We start from the raw sequence: 22063 nt of genomic DNA, 5'->3' as shown, positions 1-22063 counted from the left end.
TCACCGGTCGAGACGCTGGTACCGGCGGACGGACAGGGTGAAGAACAGCGCCGTGATGACGAGCGGCCACACCACGGCCATCGGCACCGCGTGCTGCGCCACCCAGGAGTCGCCGCCCCAGCCCGGGTTGCCGAACAGCTGCCTGGCCGCCGCCACCGTGGACGACAGCGGGTTCCACTCCGCGACCGCCCCCAGCCAGCCCGGCATCGTGTCCGGGGCGACGAAGGCGTTGGACAGGAAGCCGATCGGGAACTCCAGGGTCTGCACCGCCACCGCCGCGCCTGGATCCCTGGTGAGCAGCCCCAGGTACATCCCGGCCCACAGCAGCGAGAAACGCAGGAGCAGCAGCAGGCCCACCGCGCCGAGCGCGCCGGAGAACGTGGCCGGACGCCAGCCGACCGCCAGGCCGCAGGCCAGCAGGCCGGCCAGGACGAGGACCGAGTTGAGCAGGTCGGCGACGGCCCGGCCGATCAGGACGGCCGAAGGCGCCATGGGCATGGAGCGGAAGCGGTCGGTGACGCCCTTCGAGACGTCCGTGGCGACGGCGATCATGGTGGCGCTCAGGCCGAAGAGCATCGTCATGCCGTACATGCCGGGCATGAGGAAGGCGAAGTAGTCGGCCCCTTCGGGCACCTTCACCGCGCCGCCGAACAGGTAGCCGAAGGCCAGCGTGATGACCACGGGGAAGACCACCCCGAACACCACCGTCATGGGCTGGTTCGCCCAGTGGATCAGGTCCCTGCGGGCCACCGACCAGCCGTCCACCAGGGCCCAGCGCAGCGAGCTCGCGCTCATGCGCCACCGCCCGCCGTCGAGATCGTCCTCATCCGCCGCTCCCCTTCCGAGCGAGACCGTGTTCATCTGCCGTCACCTCCGGCGGTCAGGCTCAGGAAGACCTCGTCGAGGGTCGGGCGGCGCACCGCCACGTCCTCGGCCTCGATCCCGGCCGCCGACAGCGCCACCAGGACCTCCGTGAGCGCCTGGACGCGCTCGCGCACCGGCACGCTCACGTGCCGCGTGTCCTGATCGGCCTCCACCGCCCCTGCTACAGCCCCTGACGCCGCGCGGCCGACGATCTCGGCGGCCTGGGCCAGCCGTTCCGGGTCGCGGATCACCACGTCGAGCCGGTCGCCGCCGAGCCTGGCCTTGAGCTCGTCCGGCGTGCCCTCGGCCGCCACCCGGCCCGCGTCGATCACGGAGATCCGGTCGGCGAGGTGATCGGCCTCCTCCAGGTACTGGGTGGTCAGCAGCACCGTGGTGCCGCCGGCGACCAGGTCGCGCACGGCCCGCCAGATCTCCGCGCGGCTGCGCGGGTCGAGGCCCGTGGTGGGCTCGTCGAGGAACAGCACGGGCGGCGCCAGGATCATGCCTGCCGCGAGGTCGAGCCGGCGCCGCATGCCGCCTGAATACTCCTTGGCCGGCCCCTCGTGCTCCAGCCCGAAGCGTTCCAGCAGTTCCTCCGCCCTGGCCCGCGCCTCGGCGGGGCCCAGGTGGTAGAGGCGGCCGAACAACTCCAGGTTCTGCCGGCCGGTCAGGATCTCGTCCACCGCGGCGTGCTGGCCGACCAGGCCGATGCTGCGGCGTACCTGGCGGGGCTGCCGGACCACGTCGAAGCCGGCCACCTCGGCGCGCCCGCCGGTGGGGCGCAGGAGCGTGGTGAGGACGCGGACGGTCGTGGTCTTGCCCGCGCCGTTGGGACCGAGCAGGCCGTGCACCGTGCCCTGGCCCACGTCGAGGTCGATGCCGTCCAGCGCCGCCTGCTCGCCGTACGTCTTGCGCAGGTCGCGCGCCCATACCGCTGACAATGCCGCCTCCCGTCGATAGCGTACGATGTACCGTACGCCATACGGTGGAGAACGGCAACCGTACGGTGTACCGTACGAAGATGACAGTCGAGTACTCCGGAAAAGGCGACCCGGCGCGCAGCCTGGCGCTGCTCTGGCGCACCAGCGAGCGGGCCAGCCGCAAGGGCAGGCCGGAGCTGAACGTCGATCGCATCGTGCGCGCCGCCATCGAGGTGGCCGACGCCGAGGGCCTCCAGGCGCTGTCCATGCGCCGCGTGGCCGAGCGGCTGGGCGTGGGGACGATGTCGCTCTACACGTACGTGCCGGGCAAGCCGGAGCTGTTCGACGTCATGCTCGACACGGTGTACGGCGAGACGGCCAGGCCGGAGCACGTGCCCGGCGACTGGCGGGGCGCGCTCGACCGGATCGCCAGGGAGAACTGGGCCCTCTACCTGCGCCATCCGTGGCTGCTCCAGGTGGCGGCCAGCCGCCCGCCGCTCGGGCCCAACGTGACGGCCAAGTACGACTACGAGTTGCGCGCCGTGGACGGCATCGGCCTGACGGACGTGGAGATGGACTCGGTGATCACGCTGATCACCGGCTTCGTGCACGGGGCGGCCAGGGGCGCGGTGGAGGCCGCGCAGGCGGAGAGCGTGACCGGGCTGACCGACGAGCAGTGGTGGGCCGCGCACGCGCCCTTCCTCAGCCGCATCGCCGACGCCGGCCGCTATTCCGTGGCCTCCAGGGTCGGGCAGTCGGCGGGCGAGGCGTTCAACGCCGCCTACAGCCCCGAGCACGCCTTCGAGTTCGGGCTGGAGCGCGTGCTCGACGGCATCGAGGCCCTGATCAACCGCCGCGCGACCTCATCCTGACGCCGACACCGCGGGCCGGCGTCCACGCCCCGGCGCGGTGCGGCGGGCTAGCGTACGGGGGCCGCGCGCAGGCGTACGACGTGCTCCACCAGGGAGATCAGCGTCGCCTTGACCGACTCGCGGCTGCGCGCGTCGGTGCGCACGATCGGCACGTGCGGCGAGAGCGCGAGTGCCTCCCTGACCTCGCCGTCGGAGTGCGGGAACTGCCCGTCCCAGCCGTTGACCCCGATGACGAACGGCAGTTTGGCCTCTTCGAAGTAGTCGATGGCGGGAAAACTGTCGGCCAGGCGGCGCGTGTCGAGCAGCACCACCGCGCCGATCGCGCCGCGGACGAGGTCGTCCCACATGAACCAGAACCGGTGCTGACCCGGGGTGCCGAACAGGTAGAGGATCAGGTCACGGTCGAGCGACAGGCGGCCGAAGTCCATCGCCACGGTCGTGGTCTGCTTGTTCGGCGTCATGCCCAGGTCGTCGATGCCCGCGGACGCGTCGGTCATCACGGCTTCCGTGGTGAGCGGGAGGATCTCCGACACCGCCCCCACGAACGTCGTCTTCCCGACGCCGAACCCGCCCGCGACGACGATCTTCGTCGACGTGAGGCCGGGGCTAGAGCCTGCGTAGTCCACTGAGCACCCTTTCGAGCATGTTGAGGTCTGGCTGTCCCTGGCTGAGGCGTGGCTGGTGCAGGCGGACAAGCCCTTCGTCGGACATGTCCGCCACGAGCACCCGGGCCACGCCCAGCGGGACGCGGAGCAGGGCCGAGATCTCGGCGACCGACCGGAACGACCTGCACAGCTGCATGATGGCCTCCTGCTCGGGGGTGAGCATGGCCATCTCGTCGTCCGGGATCGACATGGACGAGATCAACGTCTCCATGGCGAGGTGATAACGCGGCTCGGAACGGCCGCCGGTCACCGCGTAAGGACGGAACAGGGGCTCTTCGTCCCCGGTGCCGTCAGTGCCGTACACGGCCCTCTCCCATCAGTTCCATCACATCACCGGGACCTGGCGGCCTGAAGCTCCGCACGAAGGGCCGGTGTCAGCGCTTGTCCCGCTCTGTCTACCAGCAACGTCATCTGGTATGCCACGAGGCCCATGTCACAATCCGGACCCGCCAGCACCGTCAGAACCGAGCCGTCGCTGATCGCCATCACCAGCAGCAGGCCACGCTGCATCTCGACGACGGTCTGCGTCACCGCGCCGCCCTCGAACACCCTGGACGCACCCACGGTCAGGCTCAGCAGACCCGCGGAGACCGCGGCGAGCTGGTCGGCCCGGTCGGGCGGGAAGCCCTCCGAGGCGGCCAGGCAGAGCCCGTCGGCCGAGACGACGACGGCGTGCGCGACACCTGGGGTGTTACGCACGAAGTCGGTGATCAGCCAGTCGAACTTGTGCGCCTCATGGCTAAGGGTTGTCACGCATCCTCCCCGGCGGGACGCTTACTCACTCTGTTCCTCCTGTCCGTGTACTTCCTGACGGGCCCGTCGCACACCCTGCTGGTAGCCGGCCATCCTGGAGCGCATCCGGTCGGCTGAGACCGGGGGCGCGGGAGCCTGCCGCTGGGGCTGCTGCGCCTGTGCGGGCCGGCTCGCCGTGCCCGGCACCAGGTTGGCTTTCGGGGTCCGTTTGGGGAGCCCGGCGGCGGTGACGCCGCCGAGACTCGGTTCGCTGGCCGCGGCCGCCGCACGCCATCCGGCGTCCGCGGCCGTACGCCACGCTTCCTCCCCAGAGGGTACGGCTTGCGCCGGTGTGGCCTCACCGGTGCCCGCCGGTTGGGGCGGCGTCTCCGCGGGCGGCCGGCGGAACCAGGCCGACTCCACCGAGGCGAAGATCGGCAGGTACTCCTCCTGCTCCTGCTCCATCGGCGACATGTCGACCGACGGAGTCCGGCCCGGCCCGCGCACGTCGTTCGTCGAGTACGACGGCGCCGGCGGCGGCGTCTGGAACGCGCCACTACCAGATCGCGGAGAACCCGCGCCGGGGTACGAAGGGTAGCTTCCTGAGTCGAACGTGCCCTGCTGCCTGCGGTAAGAGCCGCCGTCGGTGTCGGCGGTGAAGCCGCCCGCCCCCGGGCGGCCCGGGTCGGAGCCGAACGTGCCGAACGCGGGCCCTGGCGTCCCCTGCGCGTTGTCGTCCTGGCGCGGGCCCGGCCGCCGGGCGGGGCCGGTGTCGAACGTGCCGGGGCCCGTCCTGCCGGGGCCGCTGTCGTACGGGCCGCTGTCGATCGAGCCGCTGCCGAAGGAGCTGCTGTCGAAAGAAGCGGGCCCCTGGCCGGAGGGCGGGGCCGCGTGCCGGGGCCGCCCGTTGTCGGCGGAGCCGGGGCGCGGCGCGGGCCCCGCCTCGAAGGCGCCACGACGCGGCTGGCCGCCGTCGAAGCCGCCCGGCCTGGGCTGCCCGTTGTCGAGCCCGCCCGTCCTGGGCTGCCCGTTGTCGTAGCCGCCAGGCCGCGGCACCTGCCCGATCTCGAAGGAGTCGAAGCTGGCGAACGACCGGAACGTCCCGTTCTGCGCGCCCAGCCCGTTCGGCCCCGAAGCCCCCGTGCCGGAAGCGGCGGGCTGGCCGGGCACGGTGCCGCCGCCGAACGCCGGCCGCTGCGGCAGCGGCTGCTGCTGCGTCCCGTCGGCGATCAGCGTCGGAGGCAGCAGCACCATGGCGATCAGACCGCTGCCGTCGCCCTTGCGCAGCTGCACCCTGATGCCGTGGCGCAGCGCCAGGCGGCCGACCACGAACAGGCCCATGCGGCGGGAGACCGACACGTCCACCACGGGCGGCTCGGCCAGGCGGCGGTTGGCCTCGGCCAGCTCGTCCTCGGTCATGCTGATGCCGGAGTCGGTGACGGACAGCAGCGCGCCGCCGCCTTCGATGAGGCTGCTGGTGACCGTGACCTGGGAGTTGCTCGGGGAGAACTGGATGGCGTTCTCGACCAGCTCGGCGACGAGGTGGACCAGGTCGTTGGCGCAGCTGCCGAGCACGGAGGTGGCCCGGTGCACCTTGACCTGGACGCGCTCGTAGCCCTCGACCTCCGACAGCGCGGCGCGGACGACGTCGACCAGCTTGGCCGGCTGGCTGCGCCTGCGGGTGGCCTCGTGCCCGGCCAGGACCAGGAGGTTCTCGGAGTTGCGGCGCATGCGGGTGGCCAGGTGGTCGAGCTTGAACAGGTCGGCCAGCCGGCCGCCGTCCTGCTCGCCCTTCTCCAGGCCGTCGATCAGCGAGATCTGCCGCTCGACCAGCGTCTGCGTGCGGCGCGAGAGGTTGACGAACATCGAGCTGATGTTGCTGCGCAGCTCGGCCTCCTCGCCCGCCAGGCGTACGGCCTGCCGGTGCACCTGGTCGAAGGCCCTGGCCACCTCACCGATCTCGTCGTTGCCCTCGACCTCGATCGGCTGCACGTCGCGTACGGCCGAGTCACCGCTGACGCGCAGCTGGTGCACCACGTCGGGCAGCCGGAAGCCGGCCACCTCCAGCGCCTCGGTGCGCAGCCGGCGCAGCGGGCCGACCATGGAGCGGGCGATGGCGACGGTGAGCAGCAGGACGAGCAGCAGCAGCCCGAGGATCAGGGCGCCCGCGACGATCGCGCTGCGGATCTCGGACTGGCGCAGTTCCTGGCTGCGCAGGTTCACCTTGTCCGCCATCTGCTTCTCGATGCCGTGCAGCACCTCGATGGCGTTGGTGTTCTGCTTGAACCACTGGTCGCGCTCGGCGTTGGCGGAGATCAGGTTGTCGGTGATCGTGGCGCCCGGCTGCCGGCCGCTGACCAGCGTGACCGCGCGCGACTTGGTGAGCTGGACGTTGACGTAGTCGTTGTTCGAGGTGAGCGCCTTGGACAGCTCAAGGCCGACCTCGACGCCTGCTTCGGCGCCGACGGTGGCGATGTCGCGCTGCTGGCGGGCGTTGGAGGCGATGAACTCCTCGACGTCCTTGGCGCCGACCCGCCTGGTCTCGTAGGAGGCCTGCAGCAGCTTCACCCGCTGCTTGGACATCTCCTCCTTGGCCGAGGCGAGCGCGCTCAGGGCACGGAACTGGCCGACGATCTGGGAGTCGTCGGACATCAGGGCCAGCTCGTCGTGCAGCTTGAGCAGGGTGTCGGTGAGGAAGTCGTACCGGATGGTGTTGACCTGACCCTCGGTCCTGATCTTGGGGAGCCGGCCCAGGTCGTACTTCGCCTGTTCGACCGCCTTGACCACACGGGGTCCATAAGAGTCGTCCATCGTGTTAAGGTCGGCTCTGACGGTCTTGATCAAGGTGTCGACGGACGCCTTGCGCTGTGCGTACGGGTTGGCCAGGGCCTTGCGCACCGAGCGGCTCGCGCCGATCCAGCCGCCCGTGTCGCGCTCGAGTCCGATGGCCTGCACCAGGTCACGGATGCGTCCGGCCTGCTCGGCCGCGGTGGCCGTGCGGTCGTAGACGCCGATGCTCTGGACCGACCCGACGACGCGCGCTCCCCCGAGCACGACGCCGGCGATGGTGGGCACCAGGATCAGGGCGGTCAGCCGCCATCTCACGCGCCAATTCCGCAGCCCCAGCCGTGGCAGAGACCGCTGCCCGCGGTCCCTTCGTGTGGCTGGGTCGCTTCCCGCACTCCCCGTTGTCACCGCTCCCGCTACCCCTCAATCGTCCCGTCCGCCACGGGCCATAAGCCGTCCACAAGGTATCCGCAGCAACTGACTTAACAGTCATATCGGACACAATCGTTACAAACGTGACCGTAGTCGATGTGTTGTTGGTTATCGCAGTGCGGCCAGGACTTGATCGCGGACTTGAGCCCTCTGCGCGTCGTCGCTGAGGGGGCGACCAGCGCGGTCCACAACGTAGAAGACGTCCACCGCCTCCGCGCCGAGAGTCTCCACGCGAGCGGCCCTCACGTCAAGACCACACTCACCGAACGCACGTCCAATGCGCCACAGCAGTCCCGGCCTGTCATGGGCCCTGACTTCCACCACGGTAGCGGTCGCGGAGGCGTCGTCGACCAGTGTCACCCGAGGTGGGGCCACAGGTACGCGGGGCGGCCTGAGCGCGCGGGTGCGGCGGGCCAGCCGCTGCTCGATGTCAAGACGGCCGGCAAGGACGAGCCGGAGATCGGCCTCCAGCGTCGCGGGGTCGGGCGGAGAGCCGTACTCGGGGATGACGGAGAACTCGATCACCGCCGTGGAGCCCGCGGACGCCGACGAGGCCGAGCGCACGACCAGCCGGTGGGCCGACAGCACCCCGGCGGCGCTCCACAGCAGCCCGACCCGGTCGGGGGCGACGACCGTGACCGCTCCCCCGTTGACCCGGACGGCGCCGCCGCCGTGGCGGGCCAGCCCGGCCTGCTCGGGCGAGAGGGTGGGCGGCTGGGGCGGCGGCGAGCCCGACAGCACCGACCTGACCCGGCGGACCAGGTCGGCGACGAGCCCCGCCTTCCAGGCGTTCCAGGCGGCGGGACCGGTCGCGTTGCCGTCGGCGACCGCCAGCGCGGCCAGCAGGTCGAGCACCTCGCGGGTGCCGACCGTGGCGGCGACCTTCTCGATCGTCACGGGATCGTCGAGGTCCCTGCGGGTGGCGGTCTCGGGCAGCAGCAGGTGGTGGCGGACGACGACGGCGAGCGTGTCGATGTCGTGGGCGGGCAGGCCGATCCGGGTCGCGATGTCGCGGACCACGACCTCGCCGGTCGCCGAGTGGTCACCGGGCCAGCCCTTGCCGATATCGTGCAGCAGCGCGGAGATCAGCAGCAGGTCGGGGCGGGAGACCTCACGGGTGTGGCCGGCCGCGTTCGCGGCGGCCTCGATCAGGTGCCGGTCGACCGTGAAGCGATGGATCGGGTTGCGCTGGGGGCGGTGGCGTACGCGCTCCCAGTCAGGAAGCAGTTTGACAAGAATGCCCGCCTGGTCGAGCTCCTCCCACACGGGCACGGCGGCGCGGCCCGCGCCGAGGATCGACACCAGCGCGTCGCGGGCCTCCTCGGGCCACGGCACCGGCATCGGAGCCGACTGAGCTGCGAGTACGGACACCGTCGCGGGCGCCATCGGCAGCCCGGAGTCGGCCGCCGCGGCGGCGGCGCGCAGCACCAGGACGGGGTCCTTGCGCGGGTCGGCGCCCCTGGCCAGCACCACCTCGCCGCCGTGCTCGACCACGCCGTCGGCCAGCGGGCGGCGGCCACGGGGCGCCGGTCCTGACAGCAGCCTGTCAACGGTGCGCCAGGTGGCGTCGAAGGCGTGGGAGACAGTGCGGCCGGCCTCGGCCAGGCGGCGCATCAGCGCCTCGGCGTCCAGCAGCCCGAGCAGCCCGGCCACCGCGTCCTGCTCCTGGAGGACCAGCCGGTCGGTGCCGCGGGCGGTGACGACGTGCAGCGCGTGCCGCACGTCGAGGATGAACTCGTACGCCTCCCGCGCCCGCGGGCCCGGCGCCGAGGCGACCCAGGCGGCGGCCACGGCCTGCATCGCCTGGACGTCGCGCAACCCGCCGCGTCCGTCCTTGATGTCGGGCTCCAGCAGGAAGGCGAGCTCGCCGCTGGCCTGGGCCCGCTTGTCGGCCGCCTCGCGCAGCTCGCCGAGCCTGCGCCTGGAGTCGGCGCGCCATTCGGCCAGCACCGACTCCCTGGCCTTCCTGGTCAGGTCGGGGTCGCCGGCCACGTGTCTGGCCTGGATGAGGCCGAGCACGGCCTTGAGGTCCTGCCTGGCCACCGACACGGCCTCGTCCACCGTGCGTACGGAGTGGTCGAGGTTGACCGCGGAGTCCCAGATCGGATACCAGATCCGGTCGGCGATCCTGGCCACGTCGGCCCGGCCGTTGTGCAGCAGCACGAGGTCGAGGTCGCTGCCGGGTGCCAGCTCACCCCTTCCCAGGCTGCCGACGGCGACGAGCGAGACGTGCTCGCCGTCGCTCGCCGTGCGGAAGAGATCCTTCAGCCAGCGGTCGGTGTCCGCGCCCCGCTCCTTGCGGGCCGCGGCGTACGAACGGGCCTCTCCCCTCACTGCTGTGCCCCCTTGCCGAGCTCCGCCCGGACCCCCTTGTCCGGGCATCGCCGCGGATCCGTCGTGGAACCCCTGTCGTGCTCCGCCCTGACGCCGTTGTCAGGGCTTCGCGTCTCCGACGTCACAGGGCTTCCGGACCCCGTTCTCCCGTGCGCACACGGATGACGGTGTCGACCGGAACGGACCAGACCTTGCCGTCGCCGATCTTGCCGGTGTGGGCCGCCTTGACGATGACGTCGATCACGTCCTCGGTGTCGTCCTCTTCCGCGAGGACCTCGAGGCGCACCTTCGGCACCAGGTCCACCTGGTACTCGGCGCCGCGGTAGACCTCGGTGTGGCCGCGCTGGCGGCCGTAGCCGCTGGCCTCGCTGACGGTCATTCCCTTGATGCCGAACTGTTCGAGCGCGGCCTTCACGTCGTCGAGCTTGAAGGGCTTGATGATGGCGGTGATGAGCCTCATGCGTCCACCTTCTTCGTGGCGGGAGCGGTGACGGGGCCGTTGGGGGAGCTCACGCCGGAGGCGTGAACGGTGCCGAGGTCATACCCGGTCTCGGCGTGCGAGGTGATGTCGATGCCGGTGACCTCGTCCTCGGTGGAGATGCGGAAGCCCATCGTCTTGTCGATGATCTTGCCGATCACCCATGTGAGGATGAACGAGTAACCGCCGACCGCGACGGGGCCGAGCACCTGAAGGCCGAGCTGGCCGAAGCCGCCGCCGTAGAACAGGCCCTCGCTCTGCTGGTCGAGGAAGGGGTAGGCGGCCAGGAAGCCGAGGGAGACGGCACCAACAACGCCGCCGACCAGGTGCACGCCGACCACGTCGAGGGAGTCGTCGTAGCCGAGCTTGTACTTCAGGCCCACGGCGTAGGCGCAGATCGCGCCGGCCAGCAGGCCGATGACCATCGCGGCCCAGGGGTCGACGAAACCACAGGCGGGGGTGATGGCGACCAGACCGGCCACCGCGCCGGAGGCGGCACCGAGGCTGGTGGCGTGGCCGTCACGCAGCTTCTCCACCACGAGCCAGGCGCCGACGGCGACCGCGGTGGCGACCTGGGTGTTGAGGAAGGCCAGGCCCGCCGTGCCGTCCACGGCCAGCTCGGAGCCGGCGTTGAAGCCGAACCAGCCGAACCACAGCAGCGCCGCGCCGAGCAGCACCAGGGTCAGGTTGTGCGGCCGCATCGGCTCCTTGCGCCAGCCCTGCCGCTTGCCCAGCACCAGGGCCAGGGCGAGCGCCGCGGCGCCGGCGTTGATGTGGACGACCGTGCCGCCCGCGAAGTCCTCGATGCCCATGGTGTTGAGCCAGCCGGTGCCCCACACCCAGTGGGCGACGGGGAAGTAGACGACCGTGGCCCAGATCACGCTGAACAGCATCCACGCGCCGAACTTCGCCCGGTCGGCGATGGCACCGCTGATCAGGGCGACCGTGATGATGGCGAACGTCATCTGGAAGGCCGAGAAGACGAGACTCGGCATGCCGGTGCCGTCGTCCTTCGTCGCGGTCTCCACCAGGCTCTGCAGGCCGAGCGCGTCGAAGCCGCCGACGAAGTTGTTGAGTGCTGAGCTGGGGTTGTCGGTGAAGGCCAGGGAGTGCCCGAAGAGCATCCAGGTGATGGTTACGGTGACGATGGCGCCGAACGACATCATCATCATGTTCAGGACACTCTTGGCCCTGGTCATGCCCCCGTAGAAGAACGCGAGGCCCGGAGTCATCAACAGCACCAACGCGGTGGCCGCGAGCATCCAGGCAGTCGTGCCGCTATCGATCTTCACGACGCGACCCTCCTTACATGTGACGTGTGGCCACAGCGTGTTCGGCCGGGGTTTCGTGGCTCGACCAGGCGTGTTTCACATCTGTGAATCTCGCCACACGGGTGTTTCGACTAGGTTTCGGACATCTCACTCCGCGCATTTGGGTAACACTGAATCGGACATGTCATACTTAGGATTGCCTAACCTAACGATCAAGGAATGCCCATGCGCCTTCGCCTGGCCGTCGCTGCCATGCTGCCCGTGTTAGTCCTCACCGCATGCGGGAGCGGCACCACCGCGTCCCAGGAAGCGGGGCCCACCCGTACCGTCAAGCACGCCATGGGTGAGACCAAGGTGCCCATGACGCCGAAACGGGTCATCGTCCTCGACACCGACAAGCTCGACACGATGGTCTCGCTCGGTCTCTCCCCCGTCGGCGCGGCGCAGGCCCAGGAGAACCAGACCTGGCCCGAATACCTCGGCCCGGCGCTGGCGGACACCAAGCCCGTGGGCACGCTGCAGCAGCTCAACATCGAGGCCATCATGGCGCTCAAGCCGGACCTCATCCTGGGCAGCAAGTTCCGCCAGGCCGCCTTCTACGACAAGCTCGCCAAGATCGCCCCCACCGTGTTCACCGAGCGGGTCGGCATCACCTGGAAGGACAACTTCCTGCTCGACGCCGAGGCGCTGGGCAAGAAGGAGCAGGCCCAGCAGTTGCTGTCCGCGTACGAGACGCGGGCCAAGGAGGTGGGCGCCAAGTTCTCGAAGCTGAAGGTCAGCATCGTGCGGTTCATGCCGACCGAGATCCGCATGTACGGCCCCGAGTCGTTCAGCGGCATCGTGGTGGGCGACGCCGGCATCCCGAGGCCCGAGGCGCAGCAGCTGGCCGACCAGGACGACAAGCGCTTCGGCAAGCTGAGCCAGGAGAACATCGCCAAGGCCGATGCCGACGCGGTCTTCTACACCGCGTACGGGGAGGCGGCGGCCAAGTCGCAGGCCACCGTCACCGCGGGGCCGCTGTGGAAGAACCTGGAGGCGGTCAAGTCGGGCAACGCGCACAACGTGGACGACGAGATCTGGATGACCGGGATCGGCGTCACGGCCGCCGGCAAGATCCTGGACGACCTGGACAAGTACCTGGCGCCGCTCGCGAAGTGACGCCGGTCACGCGAGACGTACCGGATCGCCCTTCCTGATCAGGCCGGGGCGGAGCACTCGCGCGTAGACGCCCGCGCAGGCCTGGTTCTCCAGGTCGAAGACCGTGACCCGGTTGTGCCTGGCCACGGTGCGCAGGGCGTCGGCGTCGCGCTCCAGCGACCCGTGCGCCAGCGTCGGCACGGCGCAGCGCGGGCTGGCCACGATCACGTGCAGCACCACCTCCGCGCCGACGTGCAGCTCGCGCCCGGCCCAGTCGTTCTCCACGAAGCCGTCCGGCTCCGTCGCGATCACCAGGTTGGGCCGGTAGCGCAGCGCCTCGACGTGCCCGCGCGGGCCGAGCGCGCCGATCCGCTCGACGGTGGAGGTGGTGATCAGATGGATCGGCGCGAAGTCGAAGAACGTGCCCTCGGGCGAGCCCGAGCCGAGCACGGTCGTGGTGTAGGGCACCTCGGCCTCGATGCCGTCGGCGAGCACCCGTTCGGGCACCGACCGTTCGAGGTGAGCGCCCTCCGGGGGCACGTCGATCAGCCTGACCTCGCGCCCGAGCAGCTCCGACAGCTCCGCGTCACCCGGCGCCCGCGCGCCCTCGATCGCCAGCAGCCCGCGCCAGAGGCGGGGGTTCTTGGCGCTGGCGATCTTCCCCGTGGCGACGTCGAGCACCGCCCGAGCCCGGTCTCCCGCGAACCCCCGCTCGCTCACCGCGCTCTCGGCGAGCTCTTCCCCCAGCATCGACTTGACCGGATAGCGGCGCAACGTCTCGACATGCATGCCCGAGAGCTTACGACCCGCCCGGAAAGTCGCGGATCACCCGCAAAACCTGACCCACCCCGAACCTGACGCCCCGAACCTGACGCCCCCGGGCCCTGGCGGCCCACCCCCCGAACCTCCGCACGGCTCCCCCCGGAACCGCGAGCGGTCTAGGCGGCCGCGGTGGCCATCTTGCGCAGCCGGGCCAGGGCGTCGCGTTCGATGCGGCGGGCGCGGTCACGGCCGATGCCGTAACGCTCACCCACCTCGGTCAGCGTGTGCTCGCGCCCGTCGACCAGCCCGTAACGCCAGCGCAGCATCTCGCTGGTGACCCCTTCGAGCCCGGTGAGCCACTGGTCCAGCCGCTCCCGCTCCAGAATGTCGATGGCCTGCTGCTCGGGGTCGGCCCAGGTCTCGTCGGCGATCATGTCGCCGAGCTCGGTCTCGTCCTCGTCGCCGACGCCGAGTTGCAGCGAGACCGGGTCGGAGGCCCAGCGCCGCAGCTCACGCACCCGCTCGATGGGCAGGTCGAGGATCTCGGCGAGATCGTCGTCGGTCGGCTCGGCGTCGAACTCCGCCAGGATGTCGCGCCGCACCCGCATCAGCCGGGTCATCTGCTCGCCGGCGTGGGTCGGCAGGCGTACGGGACGGGCCTGCTCGTGAATGGCCCGGCCCACCGACTGCCTGATCCACCACGTGGCGTAGGTGGAGAACTTGTATCCCCGCCGGTAGTCGAACTTCTCCACCGCCCGGACCAGCCCCAGGTTTCCCTCCTGGACCAGGTCGATCAGCGGCATCCCCCGGCCGGAGTATTTCCTGGCCACCGCCACGACCAGGCGCAGGTTGGCCTGGATGAACTCGTCTTTCGCCCGCTGGCCCGAGATGGCCAGCCGCTCCAGCTCCTCGTCGGCCGCGTCCCCGATGCGCGGCTCCGTGCCCCCGCTGTCGAGCAGCTGTTCGGCGAACAGGCCCGCCTCGATCCGCTTGGCGAGCTCCACCTCTTCCTCAGCCGTGAGCAGCGGGACCCGGCCGATCTCGGCCAGATATGTCCCCAGCAGATCGCGATCAGCGACGTGCTGCTCCTGCGTGCGACTCCCCGTAGGCCTTGCCATCCCCAGGCACCTCGTTCCGCAGCTGCATACTTACCCGGCCAACGTCCGGGCAGGGGCAAAGATTCCCTAAAGCACTACGTCTGCGGGATGGTTCTGGATGTCCTCCTCAAGGAGGAGACCACGGTGAAACACCTGGTGAACGAGGGGAACGCCGGGCCGGTAGGCCAGGTGCACGTAGGAGGGAGCGTCGAGGACGACGAGGTCCGCACGGGCCCCGCGCCGCAACCAGCCTACGTCCCTACGGCGCAGCGCGCGTGCCCCGCCGTACGTCGCCGCCCTGATCGCCTCCAGCGGCGTCATCCGCATCTCGCGCACGGCCAGCGCCACGCAGAACGCCATCGACGAGGTGAACGACGAGCCAGGGTTGCAGTCGGTCGCCAGCGCCACGGTCGCGCCCGCGTCGATGAGCCGCCGCGCGTCGGGGTACGGCGAGCGGGTGGAGAACTCGGCCCCCGGCAGCAGCGTCGCCACCGTCCCCGAGGAGGCCAGCGCGTCCACGTCGGCCGTTGTCAGGTGGGTGCAGTGGTCGGCGGAGGCCGCCCCCAACTCGCAGGCCAGCCGCACCCCAGGCCCTTCCGTCAGCTGGTTGGCGTGCACGCGCACCCCGAGCCCGGCCTTGCGCCCGGCCGTGAGGATCTCGCGCGTCTGGTCCCCGTCGAAGGCCCCGCGCTCGCAGAACACGTCCACCCACTTCGCGTAGGGCGCGCACGCTTCGAGCATCTCCCCGGCCACGAGCCGCACGTAGGAGTCGGTGTCCATGCCGGCCGGCACCACGTGGGCCCCGAGGAAGGTGGTCTCGTCGGTCAGCCCGGTGGCGATCTCCAGCGAGCGCCGCTCGTGCTCGACGGACAGCCCGTAGCCGCTCTTGATCTCCACGGTGGTGGTGCCCTGGGCGAGCATCTCGCCGACCAGGGCCCGCGCGCGGGTGGCCAGCTCGGCCTCGCTCGCCCGGCGGGTGGCCGCGACCGTGGTCCTGATGCCGCCCCCCGTGTACGCCTCCCCCGACATGCGCGCCTGGAACTCGGCCGTCCGGTCACCGGCGAAGACGAGGTGCGCGTGGCTGTCGACGAACCCGGGGATGACGGCCCGCCCACCGGCGTCCACCCGCACGTCGGCGTCGGGAGCCTCGGCGGCGGGGCCGGTCCAGGCGACCAGGCCGTCCTCGACGACGAGCGCGGCGCCGGGGATCTCCTCGCGCTCGGGGTCGCCGGTGTAGAGCAGCCCGATCCCGTCGATCAGCGTCGTGGTCATCGCCGCTCTCCCATCGCCGCGCCTGTCTCCGCCCCTGACGCCGTCCCCGTCGTCGTTCCCGTCGTCGTTCCTGTCACAGGCCCTGTCGCGGCCCCCGTCTCGGGTCCTGTCACCGCCCCGATCGCCCGGATCAGCATGCGGCCCACGTCGCCGAGCACGTGGCGGCCGTCGGTCACCACGCGGCGCCCGCCGGAGACCACCGAGTGCACGTCGGCCGCCGTGGCCGCGAACACCACGGCCTCCAGGTCGGGAGCGCCGGCCGTGCGTACGGAGTCGAGCCGCAGCGTCACCAGGTCCGCCCACGCGCCGGGCACGAGCAGGCCCGCGTCGGGGAAGCCGAGCGAGGTGTGCCCCTCGACCGTGGCGGAGCGCAGCAGGTCGGCGGCGCGCCAGTGCCCGCGTCGCTCGCTGGCCAGCCGCTCGTTCAGCTCGACCGCCCTGGCCTCCTCGAACAGGTCGATCACGGCGTGGCTGTCGGAGCCGAGCGTGATGCGCGCGCCCCGGTCGGCCGCCGTCCTGGCCGGGCCGATGCCGTCGGCGAGGTCGCGTTCGGTGGTGGGGCACATGCAGATGTAGGTGCCCGACTGCGCGAGCAGCTCGATGTCCACGTCGGTCAGGTGGGTGGCGTGCACCGCGGTCGAGCGCGGCCCCAGCGCCCGCCGTTCGTGCAGGACCTGGACGGGCGTGGCGGCGTAGCGCTCGACGCAGGCGGCGTTCTCGGCCCGCTGCTCGGAGACGTGCATGTGCAGGGGCGCGGCATGGCGGTGGGAGAACTCGGCCACGACCTGCATCTGCTCGGGCGGCACCGCCCGCACGGAGTGGATGGCGGCGCCGATCTCGACGTCGGGCTGCCCGCCGTAGGCGGCCTCCAGCCGTTCGGCCCTGACCGCCCAGTGCTCGGCGTCGCCGTCGCTGAAGCGCAGTTGCGGGCCGGCCAGCGGGGCGCCGATGCCGCCCGACACGTAGCAGGTGTCGAGCAGCGCGATGCGCAGCCCGGCGGCGCGGGCGGCGCGCACGAGGGCGTGGCCCATCGCGTTGTCGTCGTCCTCGTACGGCCGCCCGTCACGGTCGTGGTGCAGATAGTGGAACTCGCCCACGCACGTCACTCCGGAAAGGGCCATCTCGGCGTAGACCGCGGTGGCCAGGCGCAGGTAGGACTCGGGGTCGAGCCGGGCGGCCACCTCGTACATCCGCTCGCGCCAGGTCCAGAAGTCGCCCTTGCCCTCCTGGGTGACGCCGCGCAGCGCGCGGTGGAAGGCGTGGGAGTGGGCGTTGGCCAGGCCGGGGACGGTCAGCCCAGGCAGCCGCTCGGCGTCGCCGGGCGGGCCCTGCTCGATGCGGGTGATCCTGGCGCCGTCGATCTCCACGAGCACGTCGCCGGCGACCCCATCGGGCAGCCAGGCCCGCTCGCACCAGTAGGTCAGCGACACAGATCCTCCAGCACATCCGCGAGTGCCACCACTCCCGCCTCGCAGTCTGCCCGCTCGGCGTGCTCTCCGGGTGAGTGGGACACGCCGGTGGGGTTCCTGACGAACAACATGGCGCTCGGGACACCCGCCGCCGCGAGGATTCCGGCGTCGTGCCCGGCGCCGGTCGGCAGGATGGGCGCGGGCGTGTCGCCCCCGGCCACCCGGGCCAGCCGGTCGCGCAGCGCCTCGGCGAAGACCACCTCGGGCGTCCAGGACTCCTCGCGCACCTCGCTCGCCTCGCCGCTCACCTCGCCGACCAGCTCGCGCACGGCCGCGGCGTCGGCTCCGCGCGCGTCGAGCCAGGCGCTGACCAGGCCCGGGATGGCGTTGGCGCTGCCGGGCGAGACGCGTACCTTGCCGACGGTGGCCACCACGCCGAGCCGCTGAGCCGACTGCCTGGCGGCCAGCGTCATGCGGGCGAAGGGCAGCATCGGGTCGTCGCGGTCGGCCAGCCGGGTGGTGCCGGCGTGGTCGGCCCGGCCGCGGAAGTCGAGCCGCCAGCGGCCGTGCGGCCAGATCGCCCCGGCCACGCCCACGGGGCGGCCCTCGGTCACGAGCCCGCGGCCCTGCTCGACGTGGAGCTCCACGAAGGTGCCGACGGTGGCCAGCGTCTCGTCGTCGCGGCCGGTCTCGTGGGGTTCGCGCCCGGCCCGGCGCAGCACATCTGCCAGGGTGTCGCCGTCGTCGTCGGTGAGCCCGAGCGCGCGGTCGGGGGAGAGCGCGCCGGTGAGCAGCCGCGAGCCCATGCACGGCACGCCGAACCTGGCGCCCTCCTCGTCGGTGAAGCAGGCCACGCCCACGGGCACCGAGGGCGTCACGGCCCGCTCCTTCAGCAGGTCGAGCGCGGCGAAGGCGGACACGACGCCGAGCGGCCCGTCATAGGCGCCGCCCTGGCGGACGGAGTCGAGGTGGCTGCCCGTCACCACGCCGGGGCGCTCGCGCGACGGGCTCCCCCACCACGCCCACAGGTTGCCGTTGCGGTCTTCGCGCAGGTCGAGCCCCCTGCTGGTGGCCTCGCCCGCGAACCACTCGCGTAGCTCCAGGTCGGCGTCCGACCAGGCGTCGCGCAGGTAGCCGCCGGTCTCGGGATCTCTGCCAATGGGGGCGAGTCGTTCAAGCATGGACCCCACCATAGTGAATGGATCCATTCACCTCAGTTGACGGGACCCCCTCGGGGCCGCAGGGTCAGCTCGGTAAGGTGGGCGTCGGGTCCGGCCATGACGGCCGCGAGCAGCGCCCGCGCCACGGTCTCCGGTTCGAGATACTTCTCCGGCTCGAACGCGCCGCCCTCGTACGCCCGCACCTCCCGCTGCATGTCGGTGGCCGTCCGCCCCGGATAGACGGTGGTGACCCGCAGCTCCGGCTCCTCCAGCCGCAACGTGTCGGCGAACGCCTTCAGCGCGAACTTGCTGGCCGCGTAGGACGCCCAGTGAGGGTTGGCCCGCTGACCGGAGCCGGAGTTGACGCAGACGACGTGGCCGCCGGCCCGCCGCAGCGCGGGCAGCAGCAGCCTGGTCAGCTCGGCGACCGCGATCACGTTCACCTCCATGGTCTGCCGCCAGACGTCGGCGCCCTGGTCGGCGATCCGGCCGAGCCGGCTCATCCCGGCGCTGTGCACCAGCACGTCGAGCCGCTCGATGCCGGCCACGTCGGCCGCGGTGACCCGGGTCAGCTCCACCGGCCAGGGGCGCGCTCCCGGCAGTCCGGCCGCCAGCGCGGCCAGCGCCCGCTCGTCGCGCCCGCCCAGGATGACGTCGTGGGTCGGGGCCAGCGCCCTGGCGACGGCGGCGCCGACACCCCGGGAGGCGCCTGTGACCAGCGCCGTCGGTCGTTCACTCATGGAGGCAGCTTATTGACCTTGACGCCTATTCAAGTTTGCATACAAACTTGAATACATGTCATCGACCCGGATCCTGATCCTCGGCGCATTGCTGGACGGCCCCATGAACGGCTACGGGGTCCGCCGCCGCCTGGAGGTCATGGGCATCGAATCCTGGACCAACGTGGCGTTCGGCTCGATCTACCACGGCCTGAGCAAGATGGCCGACGAGGGCCTGCTGGAGGTCGTCGAGGCGGGCAAGGGCGGCAAGGTCGTCTACGCCCTCACCGACCTCGGCCGCGAGGAGTTCCACCGGATGCTGCTCAAGGCGTGGCACGAGCTCAAGCCCATCGTCGACCCGTTCCAGGTGGCCATGACGTTCATGGACCGGCTGGAAAAGCAGGAGATATTGACGGCGCTGCGTGGCAGGATGTCCCAGCTTCGGATGTACGTCGACACCATGGGACACATGAGCGGCGTGAAAGTCGCCCACGGCGCCCCCGAGCACGTCAACGAGAACCTCGGCCTGCAGCGGGCCATGCTCCAGGCCCAGCTCGACTGGGTGGAGAAGGCGATCCCGAGGATCGAGGCCGACGAGTTGCCATGAAGGAGCTGACCGCCCCGATGATCATTCAGGCAGAGGGCCTGCGCAAGACGTTCACCACGAGAAGCAGAAAGGGCGCCCAGACCGTCGAGGCCGTGCGCGGCGTGGACCTCGACGTGGCCAAGGGCGAGATCTTCGGCGTGCTCGGGCCCAACGGCGCGGGCAAGACCACCACGATCAGGATCTTGTCCACGCTGATCGCCCCCGACGCGGGCACCGCCACGATCGCGGGCCACGACCTGCTCAAGGAGCCCGCGCAGGTCCGGCGCAACCTCGGTTATGTGAGCCAGGCCGGCGGGGTGGAGGACACCACGAGCGCGCGGGCGCAGATCATGATGGCCGCCAGGATCCACGCCATGGCCGATCCGGCGCGGGCCACCGCCGAGGTGCTCGACCGTTTCGAGCTGACCGAGCTGGCCGACCGCCCCGGCCGTACGTTGTCGGGCGGCCAGAAGCGGCGGGTGGCCATCGCGATCGGGCTCGTGCACAACCCGCCGCTGCTCTTCCTCGACGAGCCCACCACGGGCCTCGACCCTCAAAACCGGGCCAACCTCTGGGACCGGATCAGGCAGTTGCGCGAGGCGGGCACGAGCGTGCTGCTCAGCACCCACTACCTCGACGAGGCCGACGCGCTGTGCGACCGGCTGATGATCGTGGACCACGGCACGGTCGTGGCCGAGGGCACGCCGTCCGCGCTCAAGCGGGAGGTCTCCGGCGACGTGATCACGCTCAGGGTGAGCGAGCCGGAACGCGCGGCGGAGACGCTCAAGCCGCTGGCCCGCGAGACCCGCGTGGACGACGACCTGCTGCGCGTCTACGTGGACGACGGCGAGCACACGCTGCCCGCCCTGCTGCGGGCGCTGGAGGAGCGGGGCCTGGGCCTGACCTCGATCGCGCTCGACCGCTCCACCCTCGATGACGTCTTCCTGGCCAAGACCGGCCGATCCCTTCGTGACGCGGGAGCCGCCGTATGATCCGCCACACCGCCTTGTTCACCGGCTACGAGCTGAAGAAGTCCTTCAGCAACCCGATCTGGCCGCTGTTCGGCCTCATGCAGCCGGTGCTCTACCTGCTCATGTTCGCGCCGCTGCTGAAGTCGCTGACGCCGGGCGGCACCACGGTGGACGCGCTGCGCATGTTCACCCCGGCGTCCATGATGATGATCGCCGTGTTCGGCTCGCTCTTCTCCGGGTTCGGGCTGATCGCCGAGCTGCGCAACGGCTCGCTCGAACGTTACGCCGTCAGCCCCGCCTGGCGGCCGGCGATCGTGCTCGGGCGGGTGGCCAAGGACATGGTCGTGCTGGTCCTCCAGGCCGTCCTGGTGCTGATCGTGGCCATCGCCATGGGGGTGCGCATCGGAGCCGTCGAGCTGGTGCTGGTGCTGCTGCTCATGGCCGCGACCGGGCTGTTCGCCTCGGGGCTGTCGCAGGGGCTGGCGCTGACCGTGCGCGACGAGAACGGCATGTCGCAGACGCTCAACCTGTTCATGTTGCCGATCATGCTGCTGGCCGGGCTGTTCGTGCCGATCTCGTTCGCGCCCGACTGGATGAAGTTCCTGGCCCCGGTCAACCCGCTCTACCACGCCGTCGAGGCGGGGCGGGCGCTGTTCGACGGGCGGCTGGGTGATGCGTCGATCCCGATCGCGTTCGGGCTGTTCATCGCGCTGGCGGTGCTCACGACGATGTGGTCGATGCGGTCGCTAGGCAAGATCGCCGGTTAGGAACGTGCCGGTCTCGTCGGCCATCCGCTCATATTCTTCGAGCCTGGCCCGCGTACGCAGCGGCGCGGCGTCGGCCATGGCCTCCACCAGGGCCATGGCCAGGGCCAGCGGCGCGGCGTGCGAGTCGAACACGAGCCGGTCGCCCACGGGCGCGTCGAGCACGATCTCGGCCGGGAAGTCGGGCCTGTCGGTGATGGCGGCCACGCGCAGGCCCAGCTTCTCCGCGTATTCCAGCGCCCGCAGCGCTTCTGCCGGATAGCGCGGCAGCACCACGGCCACCACCCACTCGGCTCCGGCCCGCCGGGCCGCGTGCAGCCCCTCGGCCAGCTCGGAGCCGCCGTGGGTGAGCAGCCGCACGTCGGGATGGATGCGGCGGGCGTAGTAGGCGAAGGTGGTGGCGAGGCCGCACGAGACCCGCAGCCCCAGCACGGGCAGCGGCTCGGTCGCGGCCAGGTGTTCGCCCAGCTCCTTCAGCGGCAACGCCGCCAGCCGCTCCCTGACCAGGGCCAGGTTGCGGATCTCGCAGTCGATGGCGCCGCGCAGCAGGCTCTCCTGCGGCGCCTCCACGCCGCCGCCCAGCACCAGCGGCCGCAGCGCCTGGCGCAGCTCGGGATATCCGGCGAACCCCAGCACCATGGCGAACCTGGTCACCGAGGGCTGGCTGACCCCGGCCCGGTCGGCCAGCTCCACGCTGGACAGGAAGATGGCCTCGTCCAGGTTTTCGCTCAGGTAGTGGGCGATCCTGCGCTGCACGGGCGACAGCCTCCGGCCGTCGAGGAGCACGCTCAGCCCGCCGTGATATCCGTCCGCCACGTCACCTCCAACACC

The 22063-nt window shown here is 71.3% G+C and carries 21 protein-coding genes; 5 read left to right on the top strand and 16 right to left on the bottom strand.

The features are described 5' to 3' along the window. Both AB0C27_RS43700 and AB0C27_RS43695 read right to left on the bottom strand, forming a co-directional pair. Window positions 1-795, bottom strand: coding sequence for an ABC transporter permease (locus tag AB0C27_RS43700; protein ID WP_357858107.1), 795 nt, complete (start codon window positions 793-795; stop codon window positions 1-3). 62 nt (window positions 796-857) lie between these two features. Then, on the bottom strand, window positions 858-1805 hold the full coding sequence (locus AB0C27_RS43695) for an ATP-binding cassette domain-containing protein (protein ID WP_357857792.1): 948 nt from the start codon (window positions 1803-1805) through the stop codon (window positions 858-860). A gap of 80 nt (window positions 1806-1885) precedes the next feature. Between AB0C27_RS43695 and AB0C27_RS43690 the strand changes: the two genes are divergently transcribed. After that, window positions 1886-2656 carry a TetR/AcrR family transcriptional regulator gene (locus AB0C27_RS43690; protein ID WP_357857790.1) on the top strand — a complete coding sequence of 257 codons (771 nt, stop codon included), beginning with the start codon at window positions 1886-1888 and terminating at the stop codon, window positions 2654-2656. A gap of 47 nt (window positions 2657-2703) precedes the next feature. Here the strand turns inward: AB0C27_RS43690 and AB0C27_RS43685 are convergent, their stop codons facing one another. The 7 genes from AB0C27_RS43685 to AB0C27_RS43655 form a co-directional block, all read right to left on the bottom strand. Then, window positions 2704-3282, bottom strand: coding sequence for an ATP/GTP-binding protein (locus AB0C27_RS43685; RefSeq protein ID WP_346104744.1), 579 nt, complete (start codon window positions 3280-3282; stop codon window positions 2704-2706). Beyond that, a complete protein-coding gene (locus tag AB0C27_RS43680) occupies window positions 3263-3625 on the bottom strand; it encodes a DUF742 domain-containing protein (protein WP_106248329.1) in 363 nt (120 codons plus the stop codon). The genes AB0C27_RS43685 and AB0C27_RS43680 overlap by 20 nt, the downstream gene beginning before the upstream one ends. Window positions 3626-3651: 26 nt before the next feature. Continuing rightward, on the bottom strand, window positions 3652-4074 hold the full coding sequence (locus AB0C27_RS43675; RefSeq protein ID WP_106248327.1) for a roadblock/LC7 domain-containing protein: 423 nt from the start codon (window positions 4072-4074) through the stop codon (window positions 3652-3654). A gap of 21 nt (window positions 4075-4095) precedes the next feature. Beyond that, window positions 4096-7158, bottom strand: a complete 3063-nt coding sequence (locus AB0C27_RS43670) for a nitrate- and nitrite sensing domain-containing protein (RefSeq protein ID WP_357857785.1) — start codon at window positions 7156-7158, stop codon at window positions 4096-4098. A 222-nt stretch (window positions 7159-7380) separates the two neighbouring features. After that, window positions 7381-9606 (bottom strand): [protein-PII] uridylyltransferase, encoded by a 2226-nt coding sequence (locus AB0C27_RS43665; protein ID WP_357857782.1) that lies wholly within the window; start codon window positions 9604-9606, stop codon window positions 7381-7383. Between the two features lie 121 nt (window positions 9607-9727). Then, window positions 9728-10066 carry a P-II family nitrogen regulator gene (locus AB0C27_RS43660; protein ID WP_020546578.1) on the bottom strand — a complete coding sequence of 113 codons (339 nt, stop codon included), beginning with the start codon at window positions 10064-10066 and terminating at the stop codon, window positions 9728-9730. Continuing rightward, complete coding sequence (locus AB0C27_RS43655; protein WP_357857779.1) at window positions 10063-11376, bottom strand: ammonium transporter; 1314 nt, start codon at window positions 11374-11376, stop codon at window positions 10063-10065. Before AB0C27_RS43655 ends, AB0C27_RS43660 begins: the two co-directional genes overlap by 4 nt. 204 nt (window positions 11377-11580) lie before the next feature. On the opposite strand from AB0C27_RS43655, the gene AB0C27_RS43650 reads away from it, so the two are divergent. Further along, on the top strand, window positions 11581-12513 hold the full coding sequence (locus AB0C27_RS43650; protein ID WP_357857776.1) for an iron-siderophore ABC transporter substrate-binding protein: 933 nt from the start codon (window positions 11581-11583) through the stop codon (window positions 12511-12513). Between the two features lie 6 nt (window positions 12514-12519). Here the strand turns inward: AB0C27_RS43650 and AB0C27_RS43645 are convergent, their stop codons facing one another. The 6 genes from AB0C27_RS43645 to AB0C27_RS43620 form a co-directional block, all read right to left on the bottom strand. Continuing rightward, on the bottom strand, window positions 12520-13281 hold the full coding sequence (locus AB0C27_RS43645) for an MOSC domain-containing protein (protein ID WP_357857773.1): 762 nt from the start codon (window positions 13279-13281) through the stop codon (window positions 12520-12522). A 149-nt stretch (window positions 13282-13430) separates the two neighbouring features. Then, window positions 13431-14372, bottom strand: coding sequence for a sigma-70 family RNA polymerase sigma factor (locus AB0C27_RS43640; protein ID WP_106248319.1), 942 nt, complete (start codon window positions 14370-14372; stop codon window positions 13431-13433). Window positions 14373-14438: 66 nt separating this feature from the next. Beyond that, complete coding sequence (gene hutI, locus AB0C27_RS43635) at window positions 14439-15623, bottom strand: imidazolonepropionase (RefSeq protein ID WP_357857770.1); 1185 nt, start codon at window positions 15621-15623, stop codon at window positions 14439-14441. Next, on the bottom strand, window positions 15620-17053 hold the full coding sequence (locus AB0C27_RS43630) for a formimidoylglutamate deiminase (RefSeq protein ID WP_357857767.1): 1434 nt from the start codon (window positions 17051-17053) through the stop codon (window positions 15620-15622). Before AB0C27_RS43630 ends, hutI begins: the two co-directional genes overlap by 4 nt. Next, window positions 17044-18213 carry an allantoate amidohydrolase gene (locus AB0C27_RS43625; RefSeq protein ID WP_357857764.1) on the bottom strand — a complete coding sequence of 390 codons (1170 nt, stop codon included), beginning with the start codon at window positions 18211-18213 and terminating at the stop codon, window positions 17044-17046. The genes AB0C27_RS43630 and AB0C27_RS43625 overlap by 10 nt, the downstream gene beginning before the upstream one ends. Before the next feature lie 32 nt (window positions 18214-18245). Continuing rightward, on the bottom strand, window positions 18246-18932 hold the full coding sequence (locus AB0C27_RS43620; RefSeq protein WP_357857761.1) for an SDR family oxidoreductase: 687 nt from the start codon (window positions 18930-18932) through the stop codon (window positions 18246-18248). Between the two features lie 55 nt (window positions 18933-18987). Between AB0C27_RS43620 and AB0C27_RS43615 the strand changes: the two genes are divergently transcribed. The 3 genes from AB0C27_RS43615 to AB0C27_RS43605 are packed head-to-tail and all read left to right on the top strand — an operon-like array spanning window position 18988 to window position 21235. Further along, complete coding sequence (locus AB0C27_RS43615) at window positions 18988-19518, top strand: PadR family transcriptional regulator (protein WP_346104767.1); 531 nt, start codon at window positions 18988-18990, stop codon at window positions 19516-19518. A gap of 17 nt (window positions 19519-19535) precedes the next feature. Next, window positions 19536-20489 carry an ATP-binding cassette domain-containing protein gene (locus AB0C27_RS43610; RefSeq protein ID WP_357857758.1) on the top strand — a complete coding sequence of 318 codons (954 nt, stop codon included), beginning with the start codon at window positions 19536-19538 and terminating at the stop codon, window positions 20487-20489. After that, complete coding sequence (locus tag AB0C27_RS43605) at window positions 20486-21235, top strand: ABC transporter permease (RefSeq protein ID WP_357857755.1); 750 nt, start codon at window positions 20486-20488, stop codon at window positions 21233-21235. Before AB0C27_RS43610 ends, AB0C27_RS43605 begins: the two co-directional genes overlap by 4 nt. On the opposite strand, the gene AB0C27_RS43600 is transcribed toward AB0C27_RS43605, so the two are convergent. Continuing rightward, window positions 21215-22048, bottom strand: coding sequence for a MurR/RpiR family transcriptional regulator (locus AB0C27_RS43600; protein ID WP_357857752.1), 834 nt, complete (start codon window positions 22046-22048; stop codon window positions 21215-21217). The genes AB0C27_RS43605 and AB0C27_RS43600 overlap by 21 nt on opposite strands. Between the last annotated feature and the right edge of the window lie 15 nt (window positions 22049-22063).

Origin of the sequence: Nonomuraea sp. NPDC048882 (genome assembly GCF_040649755.1) — a bacterium.
GTDB lineage: Bacteria > Actinomycetota > Actinomycetes > Streptosporangiales > Streptosporangiaceae > Nonomuraea > Nonomuraea maheshkhaliensis.
The sequence above is the reverse complement of the archived record's forward strand: the minus strand, read 5'-3'. Positions and strand labels throughout refer to the sequence as shown.

Bases quoted from the DNA above. Each gene is read 5' to 3' on its own strand.
- AB0C27_RS43615 (WP_346104767.1), top strand. From the start codon at position 18,988: ATGTCATCGACCCGGATCCTGATCCTCGGCGCATTGCTGGACGGCCCC.
- AB0C27_RS43620 (WP_357857761.1), bottom strand. From the start codon at position 18,932: ATGAGTGAACGACCGACGGCGCTGGTCACAGGCGCCTCCCGGGGTGTC.
- AB0C27_RS43690 (WP_357857790.1), top strand. From the start codon at position 1,886: ATGACAGTCGAGTACTCCGGAAAAGGCGACCCGGCGCGCAGCCTGGCG.
- AB0C27_RS43625 (WP_357857764.1), bottom strand. From the start codon at position 18,213: ATGCTTGAACGACTCGCCCCCATTGGCAGAGATCCCGAGACCGGCGGC.
- AB0C27_RS43650 (WP_357857776.1), top strand. From the start codon at position 11,581: ATGCGCCTTCGCCTGGCCGTCGCTGCCATGCTGCCCGTGTTAGTCCTC.
- AB0C27_RS43610 (WP_357857758.1), top strand. From the start codon at position 19,536: ATGATCATTCAGGCAGAGGGCCTGCGCAAGACGTTCACCACGAGAAGC.
- AB0C27_RS43605 (WP_357857755.1), top strand. From the start codon at position 20,486: ATGATCCGCCACACCGCCTTGTTCACCGGCTACGAGCTGAAGAAGTCC.
- AB0C27_RS43645 (WP_357857773.1), bottom strand. From the start codon at position 13,281: ATGCATGTCGAGACGTTGCGCCGCTATCCGGTCAAGTCGATGCTGGGG.
- AB0C27_RS43640 (WP_106248319.1), bottom strand. From the start codon at position 14,372: ATGGCAAGGCCTACGGGGAGTCGCACGCAGGAGCAGCACGTCGCTGAT.
- AB0C27_RS43660 (WP_020546578.1), bottom strand. From the start codon at position 10,066: ATGAGGCTCATCACCGCCATCATCAAGCCCTTCAAGCTCGACGACGTG.
- hutI (WP_357857770.1), bottom strand. From the start codon at position 15,623: ATGACCACGACGCTGATCGACGGGATCGGGCTGCTCTACACCGGCGAC.
- AB0C27_RS43700 (WP_357858107.1), bottom strand. From the start codon at position 795: ATGAGCGCGAGCTCGCTGCGCTGGGCCCTGGTGGACGGCTGGTCGGTG.